Consider the following 2297-nt stretch of genomic DNA (forward strand, 5'->3'; position numbering starts at 1 on the left):
GCTTGCGAAATCATAGGACTATCGATATCTAAAATCTTTTTATACTTATAAAAGGCATCTGCAATGGATTGCGGGATGACTGCAACACCGACTCGCAAACCAGGAAAGATGATCTTCGAATAACTTTTTAAATATATAACATGATTACAATTATCTTGGCTGTAAAACGGATCTACTTTTGAATCAGTTTCTAAATCTGCTAAATAGTCGTCTTCTACTATAAATACATTATATTTCTTCGCAAGTTTAATAATCTTTTCTCTCTCTTTTTTAGAATACGAAGTTCCAAGTGGATGRTGAAAYCTTGGAGTTGTATAAAARAATTTAATTTTTTCTGTKYTGAATAYCCKCTCTAGTTCATTTAAATCTATCCCYTCATGCGTACGCTTAATTCCGATTACAGGAATGTTATTTRTTTCTACATATTCAATATATAAATGGTAACTTGGYTGTTCAATTAGAATCATATTATGTTCATTCGGAAATGGTATTGAAGTTAATATAGCAAGTGCTTGCTGCACACCTGACGTTATAAATATRTTWTCTTCMTTWGTGAAAACTTGATAGTTTGCTAAYTGTTTTTGCACAACCGAAATTAAAGATGGTAACCCTTTCGGTGTTCCGTATATAAACAAATCATTCTTATAKGTATCAATCGCTTTATTAATGCAATGCTGAAAATCTAAGTATGGAAAAACATCKGGATCTGGKGCYGAAGAAGCRAAATCAATMATCTCGTTAYTTTCTAYGTAACTTCCAGATTTCTTAACAACGTAGTATCCACTTTGAGGTACAGAATAAATAATATGACGCTTTTCCAATTCATGCAGCGCTCGTATTACAGTCGCCTTATTACATTCATATTGTGTAACAAGCGACCGTATAGACGGTAATTTCTTTCCTTCTTTTATCTCACCATTTTGAATCATACTTTCTAAGTCGTTCAAAACATGTAAATATTTATACATCATTACACCTCCTATTTTTTTGTACCGGTACAGTTTGTATTTGTTCACATTGTAGCACTAGATCAGAAGGATTACTATGTACGTATACTGGCCAGTAAGAAATCAACTACTATGAGGTGGAATTATGACAAATACAACAAAAGCATATATATCAGCATTACTCTATTCATTTATTATTGGATTTTCATTTATGTTTGTAAAACTAGCACTAACCATTACGAGTCCTCTTGATACTCTAGCTCACCGTTTTACAGTTGCCTTCATAGCAGCAACCATTCCGGTTATTTTSGGTTTTGTAAAGTTAAATATATCATTTAAAAACATACTTACACTTTTACCACTCGCAATATTTTATCCAGCATTGTTCTTTGCTTTCCAAGCATTTGGCTTAGTATATACAAGTTCATCTGAAGCTGGAATTATACAAGCAGCGATCCCTATATTTACGATGATACTAGCTTCCTATTTTTTGAAAGAATATACGAATACATGGCAAAAAACATCAGTATGTATTTCTGTCATAGGTGTCATTTATATATTTGTTATGAATGGTATAGGGGCTCATGAAACGAGCTTTATCGGTGTTATTCTCATTTTATTATCTGCATTATCATCTGCTTGCTACAATGTATTAGCTCGAAAAATGACAAAGAAATTCAAGCTRATGGATTTAACATACACAATGACAGCAATCGGTTTTATTAGTTTTAATTTCATCGCAATCATTGACCATATGAACAAAGGTACAATAACTGTATACTTTAAGCCATTTACGAATGGAACATTCCTTATCTCCATTTTATATTTAGGATTACTATCTTCCTTACTGACAGCATTATTATTAAACTATTCATTATCTTATATTGAAGCAGCCAAAATAAGTGTTTTTAGCAACTTATCTACACTTATTACCATTATCGCAGGCGTTGTATTCTTACACGAGCAAATTGCCTACTATCATATTGTCGGTACACTTATGATTGTTCTTGGAGTAATAGGCACAAATTTTCTAGAAAAAAAAGGAATCATAGCGAAAAAGAAGAATACCTCCTTGAGTAAATAAAAAGTGAGGGGTAAATAATGCAGAACTCTAATACGATTGATATCCGTAATATACATGAGCTAGARAACGAATTRTCTACTTTATTAAGTAAACCCATTTCTTCAGGAGAAGATTTAGAAAATTGGCTGAAAATACAGTCGAAATTAATATGGGAAATCGAAGAACAATTGAGATCACACTATATTGACTTTCAATGTAATACAGATAACAAAGAAATAAAAGATACGTTTGAATATGATCAACAATATGTAAGGCCTCTTTTGAAA

At 31.8% G+C, this 2297-nt stretch carries 2 protein-coding genes and 1 pseudogene; 2 read left to right on the plus strand and 1 reads right to left on the minus strand.

Annotation, left to right across the window (positions count from 1 at the left end; genetic code table 11):
* A partial coding sequence (locus AC1DJR_RS26875; protein WP_477003941.1) for an aminotransferase-like domain-containing protein occupies window positions 1-968 on the minus strand: 968 nt, incomplete at its 3' end.
* 124 nt (window positions 969-1092) lie between these two features.
* Here AC1DJR_RS26875 and AC1DJR_RS26880 point away from each other — a divergent pair.
* Entirely contained in the window at window positions 1093-2031 is a 939-nt protein-coding gene (locus AC1DJR_RS26880) for a DMT family transporter (RefSeq protein WP_477003942.1), read from the plus strand.
* A 17-nt stretch (window positions 2032-2048) separates the two neighbouring features.
* A pseudogene (locus tag AC1DJR_RS26885) lies at window positions 2049-2297 on the plus strand (M3 family oligoendopeptidase); the annotation flags it as partial.

Source organism: Bacillus sp. 05T31 (genome assembly GCF_056396725.1).